11 protein-coding genes are annotated in these 7,667 nt (G+C 39.7%); 9 read left to right on the top strand and 2 right to left on the bottom strand.

What is annotated here, in order from left to right; translation table 11 throughout:
• The first annotated feature begins 3 nt into the window (after nt 1-3).
• From ES765_RS15930 to ES765_RS15945, 5 genes are all read left to right on the top strand, one after another.
• Nucleotides 4-693, top strand: a complete 690-nt coding sequence (locus tag ES765_RS15930) for a hypothetical protein (protein WP_138115301.1) — start codon at nt 4-6, stop codon at nt 691-693.
• A 986-nt stretch (nt 694-1,679) separates the two neighbouring features.
• Nucleotides 1,680-1,838, top strand: coding sequence for a hypothetical protein (locus tag ES765_RS21820; RefSeq protein ID WP_171017325.1), 159 nt, complete (start codon nt 1,680-1,682; stop codon nt 1,836-1,838).
• A 21-nt stretch (nt 1,839-1,859) separates the two neighbouring features.
• Nucleotides 1,860-2,204: a single-stranded DNA-binding protein gene (locus ES765_RS15935; protein WP_138115302.1), complete on the top strand. Its 345-nt coding sequence runs from the start codon at nt 1,860-1,862 to the stop codon at nt 2,202-2,204.
• Nucleotides 2,205-2,283: 79 nt separating this feature from the next.
• Nucleotides 2,284-2,664 (top strand): DUF6876 family protein, encoded by a 381-nt coding sequence (locus ES765_RS15940; RefSeq protein WP_138115303.1) that lies wholly within the window; start codon nt 2,284-2,286, stop codon nt 2,662-2,664.
• A gap of 11 nt (nt 2,665-2,675) precedes the next feature.
• Nucleotides 2,676-2,873 (top strand): hypothetical protein, encoded by a 198-nt coding sequence (locus tag ES765_RS15945; protein ID WP_138115304.1) that lies wholly within the window; start codon nt 2,676-2,678, stop codon nt 2,871-2,873.
• Between the two features lie 113 nt (nt 2,874-2,986).
• Here the strand turns inward: ES765_RS15945 and ES765_RS15950 are convergent, their stop codons facing one another.
• A complete protein-coding gene (locus ES765_RS15950; protein WP_138115305.1) occupies nt 2,987-3,193 on the bottom strand; it encodes a hypothetical protein in 207 nt (68 codons plus the stop codon).
• 121 nt (nt 3,194-3,314) lie between these two features.
• Between ES765_RS15950 and ES765_RS15955 the strand changes: the two genes are divergently transcribed.
• From ES765_RS15955 to ES765_RS15965, 3 genes are read left to right on the top strand one after another with little or no spacing between them, the layout of a single operon-like run.
• The gene (locus ES765_RS15955; RefSeq protein WP_138115306.1) at nt 3,315-3,695 is read left to right on the top strand and encodes a BfmA/BtgA family mobilization protein; all 381 of its coding nucleotides are present in this window, start codon (nt 3,315-3,317) and stop codon (nt 3,693-3,695) included.
• 10 nt (nt 3,696-3,705) lie between these two features.
• Nucleotides 3,706-4,758 carry a MobB family relaxase gene (gene mobB / locus ES765_RS15960; protein ID WP_138115307.1) on the top strand — a complete coding sequence of 351 codons (1,053 nt, stop codon included), beginning with the start codon at nt 3,706-3,708 and terminating at the stop codon, nt 4,756-4,758.
• Nucleotides 4,759-4,767: 9 nt separating this feature from the next.
• On the top strand, nt 4,768-6,360 hold the full coding sequence (locus tag ES765_RS15965; RefSeq protein WP_138115308.1) for a type IV secretory system conjugative DNA transfer family protein: 1,593 nt from the start codon (nt 4,768-4,770) through the stop codon (nt 6,358-6,360).
• Nucleotides 6,361-6,515: 155 nt separating this feature from the next.
• Here ES765_RS15965 and ES765_RS15970 read toward each other — a convergent pair whose 3' ends face one another.
• Nucleotides 6,516-6,980 (bottom strand): hypothetical protein, encoded by a 465-nt coding sequence (locus ES765_RS15970; RefSeq protein ID WP_138115309.1) that lies wholly within the window; start codon nt 6,978-6,980, stop codon nt 6,516-6,518.
• A gap of 126 nt (nt 6,981-7,106) precedes the next feature.
• Here ES765_RS15970 and ES765_RS15975 point away from each other — a divergent pair.
• Nucleotides 7,107-7,667 (top strand): DUF4372 domain-containing protein (locus ES765_RS15975; protein ID WP_249356510.1); only part of this gene is annotated, 561 nt, incomplete at its 3' end.

Genomic DNA, 7,667 nt, shown 5'->3' on the forward strand with positions numbered 1-7,667 from the left:
ATTATGGGACATCTAAGACCGTCGGATTATCGCATCAGGAAACTAATCGGCCTACTGGGGCTATCTCTACCTATTGCACTTCCATTGTTAGCAGATAGGACTATCATTTCCTCGTTGAGTCATTATTATTACCTTACCGCTCCGTCAATATATTTAATTATAGTTTTATCCTCATTGGGTCTATTTCTAATTTCGTATAAGGGATTCAGTAAGGACCAAGATGAATTTATTAATGACAATTGGCTGACAAACTTAGCGGGTATAGCCGCATTATTTGTAGTTTGGGTTCCTACGGCCTGTGATAATAGTGGAAGTTCCACAATCGATAAAATATGTGATAACGGAAATTTTCCATTATTTGGTCATCTTGACCCCCCAACCGATAACTATCATTTTGTTTTCGCCGGTATCTTTGTTTTCTTAATGGGCTGGATGTCTTTTTTTAAATTTTCCAGAGGGGAGGAGAAAGGAAGTTCGAGGTATGTCCTATTTAAAACCTGTGGAACTCTGGTATGGTCCGCTATTCTTTTATTAGCAATATATTTCTTGCTGGGTGTCAGAATCAAAAATTTTGTTTTTTGGATGGAAACTTTGGCCGTTATGTCTTTTGGTTTATCATGGCTTATCAAAGGAGAAGCAATGGGCGCTATCAAAGAACTGTTTATTAAATCGGAAACATCTTTAAAAAAGTAAATCTTTAATCCAAATATAATTTTCCTTTTTCGATGACCCAGTCTGAAATCTTGAGAGTTGATTTGTTTTGAGAAGGCTCTTTGGATCTTGTGTTGGACACTAAAACCAACATAATTTGAACCCGGTCAGCACAATCCCCTACATTTCGCGAAAAGCTACATTCCGGGAAAAGAGCTTCCCTACCATAGGTCTTGGACACAATCCCCAATTTCGACTTTCCATTACGCTAATCCGGTCCGCTGCTGGAACGGAACGCTTCATTCCCGAGCCGAAATCGTGAATAGCGTCCGCTAGACTGTCCCAAAAAGACACCTTCGTCTCCATAAACCGTTCCAGCCGATTCCCCTGCATTCCGCGAAAAGCTACATTTCGGATAATCCGCTTCACTGCCAAGGTCTTGGACACAATCCCCAATTTCGGCTTTCCATTCCGCTAACCCGGTCCGCTACGCTGGAACGGGACGCTGCATTCCAGAGCCGAAAGCGTGAATAGCGTCCGCTAGACCGTCCCAAAAAGACTCATTCGTCTCCATAAACCGTTCCAGCCGATTCCCCTGCATTTCGCGAAAAGCTACATTTCGGATAATCCGCTTCACTGCCAAGGTCTTGGACATAATGCCCACGTTCGGCCTGTCCCCATTTCAGTAATAGTACTTTACTTAAAATTCTTTTCCATGCTAAGGCTTGATCCTATTTCAACACGTAGGCATCAAGTCCGCTGCCACGCTGCATCCCATAAATCGTTTTGTGCCGCTTCATAGGTGTTGAGATCTTACCAAGTTCCATTTTGACCTACCTCCCGACCGTCACCAACCTTTTTTTGCCTGCGAAAAAACAACATCCATTCTTGGCCGACGGCATAAACCAGGTGCGCTGTGCGCCCTCTTTTTTATACGTCTTGCCAACCTTGGATATTGTAAAGGCCGTAAGCAACAAAAAAAGGTAACGGCGACGGCGCTGTGGGAAGTAAATCAAAAATTAGAAAACATGGAATCATATCAACTCCTCAAAAATGAAGCGGCACCAAAAAAAACAAAAAAGGAAAACGCTCGAGGTGTAATAAGTAAATCACTTCAAAAAAATAGAAACGCAAACTATCTGAATGCCAGCCCGAAGAGTTCTGGCGGGGTTGAGATAGTATTTTAATTAATTCTTAAATATTTTATTATGGGTACTTTAAAAAATCACGTACAGTTAATCGGAAACGTTGGACAAGAGCCAACCATTACAAACCTTGAAAGCGGTAAGAAAGTCGCCCGTTTTTCACTCGCCACGAACGAGTATTACAAAGATGCCAAAGGCGAAAAAATACAGACTACGGATTGGCACACCGTCGTAGCCTGGGGCAAGACCGCTGAAATTATCGAAAAATATGTCGTTAAGGGAAAAGAACTCGGTGTTACAGGGAAACTTAAGACCCGGACCTATACCACCGATGATGGCAATGAACGCTATGCAACAGAGGTTGAAGCAAATGAAATCCTTTTACTTGGAAGTAAAAACGATAAGTAACATCTAAAAATAAAAGGGCGTTCCCGAAATTAAACGCCCTTTTTTCAATTCTCATTATTAACCTTTTAAGTAGTAAACAATGAAAGCACAAGTTACCGAAATCAAAGAAGGACTGCAACATTTTCACGGAACGGAACTATTCTATCAAATCCCATTATTAAGAACACGTTTTACGGACGGACTCAAATATCTCGCCAATGCAGCAGATTGTTTTTGGCTCATTACGGACACTTCCGTAATCGCAAAAAGCCTGATGGACCGAAGTGAATTCATTAACATAGATTTTAAAAGATTGTCCGAGGAGAAACAGAATCTTACAGGCTACGAAGCCGAAATTATATACACCGATGGCAACGATACTATTCTGGAAAAACAGGGGTATCACGTAACCGATTTTCCGCTCGATGAACTCCGGCTGTTTTTTGTAAACGATACGCTGATGTTACCAAGCGAATATTAAAATATAAAGCGATGGTATATCTCAATTTTACAGATTTGAGCGAGGCAGCTCAAAACCGACTTTTAGAGGATTCCAAAAAAGACGTGGAACGAAAATTCGGCGATAGTATCCGTAAATACGTAACCGAAAATTATACTTGTTTTGAAACGATGATTGAAGAAGAAGCAATGCGAAATTTATATTCCTATAAGTTCATATTCAACATCTAATTTTCTAAACTTAATAATCAAGCACCTCTAAATTTTGGAGGTGCTTTTCTGTTCAAGTAATTCCAGTTCAATAAAAATCACTATCTTTAATTCGCTGATATTCAGCATTCAATTTACGTAGGGTTATCCATTTTTCGACTTTCGCCGATAACCGTACCCATCGAATAAACAACATATAGGAAATTCATTTCCCTAAAATGGCAATTGGCTTTTTGGCCAGATTGTATGAAATTTTTGTCACGCTCTGGCGTGACGAAAAGGAGTAGCAAGAGGGTAACGGGCAGAGCCGCGTTACATATTCCTTTTAGTGTATAATCCATTGATTTTCAGTTACTTGAAAATTAATGGATTATAAAAGTTTCTTCGATTTGCGTCAAATGCCCTTGAACAGCCTGTAAACAGGGATGGATTTACGTCAAATGCACAAAAAAGCGAAAGAAAATGGACTCATTCATCACCATCAGGTTTAAGCGGGCAACTGCCAAACGTTTTCAGGAATTTTCACGGACACACTTCAAATCGCACACCGAGGCAATGGCCACGATGCTCGATTTTTTCTTCTACAACGAAATCTCGCCAAAGGAAAAATTGGGCCCGACCGGAAGGACCATCGAAGCATCCATCAAGAAACGGATCAATGCAGTGATCGCCATTATGAGGGATATGGAAAAGACCCAGACCAAACCCACGGTAGCGATGATCGAATCTCTTTTCCAGGTCGAAGAACCGAAAAAGAAACCGTTGATCTTGGAAAAGAAATTCGTGGAAGAAAAGAAGCAAGTTCGGTTTCAAGAAAGGAAAAACCCAAACAACGAACTCTAAATTTTGAGCTATGTATATCACGATCACACCTCAAAAATTAGGGGGTACATATTCACAAAGTTCAGCGGATTTTGTGGGCTACTTGGAGAAGGAAAATCAAGGTCCGGAGGAGGAACACCTGCCTGCCGGACAGGCAGGAATGGAGCAATTTTTCAACCAATATGGCGATGAGATTTCAGCCGAAGAAGTGGTAAAGGAGATTGATGGTAATACTGCCAAACTGGAAAAGACCGAACCGAGATTTTATTCCATTACTGTTAGTCCATCCAAATATGAATTGAACAGATTACAGAACAGCAGTGAAGATCTGAAAAAGTATACCCGTGAGCTGATGAAGGATTATGTGGCTTCCTTTAACCGTGAAATTAATGGTCGGCCTGTCAATATTGATGACATAAAGTACTATGCGAAAATCGAACACCAACGAACCTTTAAGGGAACGGATAGAGAGATCAACGAAAACCAACCATACGCCACGAAAATACTTCAGCTCAAATCCGAAATACGAAATGTCCAAGATGGAAGAACGGAGGGTAACATCAGCAAGATGAATAAAGAAATCGCTAAGCTAGAAAAGCAAGCTCCGCATCAAGTAGATGGTAATCGTATTGTTCAAGGAATGCCAAAGCCTGGAAACCAAAGCCACATCCATATTGTTGTGAGCCGGAAGGATGCTTCCAACAGTTTCAGCTTGTCGCCAGGAAGTAAATACAAAGCTTCCGATGTTCAATTAAATGGTAAGACGGTAAAACGTGGATTTGACCGTGACAAATTTTTTGAAAAGGCAGAGAAGACCTTTGACAAGACATTTGGCTACCAACGGAACTTTGCGGAGACCTACAATGCAAGAAAGGAGTTCGTCAAAAATCCAAAAGCGTATTACGCTTCCCTGATGAAATTGCCTACCAATCAAAAAGCATTGGCGTTCAAAATAATGGGTAAAGCGGGTATCCCTATGATGCCGACCATTCCCGTCACACAGGCACAACTGGCAATGAAGGTGGTCAACAGACTTCGACGTGGGGTTGAAGTGGCCATCAAATCAAGCTCCATCGGAATCTAATATAGAAGTATGCAACCGGACAATCTCTTAATGGTATTTTTGATTATTGGCTTGACCAGTATTGGTTTCTATACAATCTATTGGGTAAGCAGATTTGCATTCGTCATCAACTTTCAATTGCTTGGTGCCCTTGTGTTTTATTTAAACCTAGAAGCGAATTTGATTGAAATTGCCCTCTATATCGTTTGCCCGCTGCTATTAATTAATGTAGGAATGTATGTTTTCTTGCATACGACGGACAAGCCAAAAAATGGAATTACCAAATACGAGGTCAACTTCGCCACCACCAAAGGAAATTTTAAACTGGACAACATCAAACGTGGTGCATCGGTCATCGGTTCTGCGGGAAGTGGCAAGACCGAAAGCGTGGTTTATGGATTTCTGAAACACTTTAAAAAAGAAGGCTTTTGTGGAATCATTCACGACTACAAAGATTTTGAGCTTACGGAGATGGCCTATCCACTTTTTAAGGATGGTGATATCCCGTTTAAGGTCATTTCCTTTGACAGAATCATTCATAGGGTAAATCCTATCGCACCACGCTATTTAGAGAACGAGGAAAGTGTAAACGAGGTGTCACGGGTATTGATTGAAAATCTTTTGGAGCAACGGGAATCTGGAACTACTGGAGCAACAAAATTTTTCAACGATGCTGCGGAAGGATTGGTTGGTGGATTGATTTGGAAGCTGAAAACAGACTATCCTCAATGCTGTACATTGCCTCATTTAATAGCTGTTTATCAATATCTGGATACGGAGAGCCTTATTAAGTTCTTGGAGACGAATACAACATCAAGAGCGATGGCAGATGCCTTTATTAGTGGCAAGGATTCTGAACGGCAAACGGCAGGGGTAAAAAGTACCTTGGCCAATGCGCTCAAACGTATTAGTACACAGCGCATTTTTATGGCATTATCGGCAGATGAAGTGCCACTCAATATAAATAATGAAGATAATCCTACTGTAATTTCGATTGTGAATAATCCAAAATTTGAGACTTCCTATTCGCCGGTTATTGCCACAATTATTCACACCATTACCAAGCAAATGAGCGTTCGGAATTCGAAACCTTCATTCTTGCTAATGGAGGAAGCCCCAACCATCCGACTATTGAATATGCACCGTATTCCAGCAACACTTCGGAGTTATGATATTTCAACGGTGTATGTGATGCAGGACAAGGTTCAAAACGATATGATGTATGGTGACAAGGCAAGTAAGGCAATATTGAGTAATCTTTCCTATCAGTTTTTCGGAAAGGTAAACGATCCGGACACTGCAAAGTATTATGAACGATTTTTTGAAATCGTTAAAGATCCGACCAAAAGTGTGAGTCGGGGCTATAGCCTAGATTTTGACACACGGGTTATCACAGGGGAAAAGGAAATACCAAAAATTAGGGCAGATGTATTCTTTCGATTGAAACAGGGCGAATTTATAACCTACGCAGATGGGAAGGATAAGAAGGTACAGTTTAAATTACAGCAAATTGAAAGAGGGCTTCCACAGTGTGCAAGAGAGTTTTCCAATGCAGATTTAGAGGCTAATTTTGAGCGGATTTATGAGGAGGCTAAGTCGATTTTCAATAATCGAAAAATGTAGTTCTAATAATGGAGGTAGATGCTTTGGATTGAGAAAGTTTCTATTTTTCGGAAAAGGGGTCGTCAATTTTTTGAATTATAAAAAATATCTTCTACTGCTACAATCACTGTAAAATTAAATTGAATTTCAATAATATTGATAAGTTTGAGTTGTATCTAATCATAATATTTTAATAGATAAGCACCAATCAAATCTTCATTATATTTTTTTAATATAGATAAGTTTGAATCTAAAATTGGATGAATTCCGATGTTCCTTAATGCCTGTTTTACTTTTATAACATAGGGTCCGTTATGAAGGTATATTTTCCTAAGAAGGGTAAATTTATCCTCTACATCAATGAGTTCAATCAGGTTAAATAAAAAATCCATTCTCAGACTCGTATCCCAATACTTACTGTTAAGTAGCTGAATATCTTCAAATAAAATATATTTCGGTGTAAGGTGAAGGTCGTCAGCGGATTTGGCATTACTTGATTTTAAATTTTCCAATATTTTGAATTCAAATTGATACCCACTATCTAAGAAAATAATTTCTTGAAAAGTATATCTATTGATATTGCAAAAATATTCTTTAGGCTGAATACAATAGGCATCAATTACAGGTGAAGACATTAGCATATAACATACTGTTTAAGGTTGAAAATTAATTAAAAAAGATAACATTGCTCATTTGATATATTACATCAATAGCGTCCTAAACGATTAAAAAAGAGAAAGGGAATCCTGTTCCTTAAAGTTACCTTTATGGTGCAACACAAAAAACACCTTTCTCCTATGGTAAATATAACTTTGTTTTCTCAGATCATCTCAAAGCTCGACCGCGGTATTTTCAATAAGTTGGTAAAAGAAAGGAATACCGATAAGCACCAAAAGGGTTTTACAAGTTGGACGCACTTGGTCTCGATGCTTTTCTGTCAGTTCGCAAAAAGCCAGTCCGTTCGTGATATCAGTAATGGATTGCGTTCGGCCACGGGCAATCTCAACCATATGGGAGTGGACAAGGCCCCTTCAAAATCAACGATCAGTTATCAGAACAAACGTCGTGATTGGGAGCTTTTCAGGGATTACTATTATTCCCTGTTGGAAAGTCTGGGACAGCAGGCACATTTAAGACGCGTGAAGTTCAAGATAAAATCAAAAATATTCCTGCTTGATTCCACTACGGTAAGTCTTTGCCCGAGCCTGTTTGATTGGGCCAAGTATAAAACAGCCAAAGGGGCCATAAAAATGCATACCCTATTAGATTATGATGGAAATCTACCTGCTTACGTTAATATCACCAATGGCAAAACGGCCGATAACAAA

Origin of the sequence: Maribacter sp. ACAM166, from assembly GCF_005771495.1 — a bacterium.
Classification (GTDB): Bacteria; Bacteroidota; Bacteroidia; order Flavobacteriales; family Flavobacteriaceae; genus Maribacter.

Bases quoted from the DNA above. Each gene is read 5' to 3' on its own strand.
- ES765_RS15955 (WP_138115306.1), top strand. From the start codon at position 3,315: ATGGACTCATTCATCACCATCAGGTTTAAGCGGGCAACTGCCAAACGT.
- ES765_RS15945 (WP_138115304.1), top strand. From the start codon at position 2,676: ATGGTATATCTCAATTTTACAGATTTGAGCGAGGCAGCTCAAAACCGA.
- ES765_RS15940 (WP_138115303.1), top strand. From the start codon at position 2,284: ATGAAAGCACAAGTTACCGAAATCAAAGAAGGACTGCAACATTTTCAC.
- ES765_RS15970 (WP_138115309.1), bottom strand. From the start codon at position 6,980: ATGCTAATGTCTTCACCTGTAATTGATGCCTATTGTATTCAGCCTAAA.
- ES765_RS15930 (WP_138115301.1), top strand. From the start codon at position 4: ATGGGACATCTAAGACCGTCGGATTATCGCATCAGGAAACTAATCGGC.
- ES765_RS21820 (WP_171017325.1), top strand. From the start codon at position 1,680: ATGGAATCATATCAACTCCTCAAAAATGAAGCGGCACCAAAAAAAACA.
- ES765_RS15935 (WP_138115302.1), top strand. From the start codon at position 1,860: ATGGGTACTTTAAAAAATCACGTACAGTTAATCGGAAACGTTGGACAA.
- ES765_RS15965 (WP_138115308.1), top strand. From the start codon at position 4,768: ATGCAACCGGACAATCTCTTAATGGTATTTTTGATTATTGGCTTGACC.
- ES765_RS15950 (WP_138115305.1), bottom strand. From the start codon at position 3,193: ATGGATTATACACTAAAAGGAATATGTAACGCGGCTCTGCCCGTTACC.
- mobB (WP_138115307.1), top strand. From the start codon at position 3,706: ATGTATATCACGATCACACCTCAAAAATTAGGGGGTACATATTCACAA.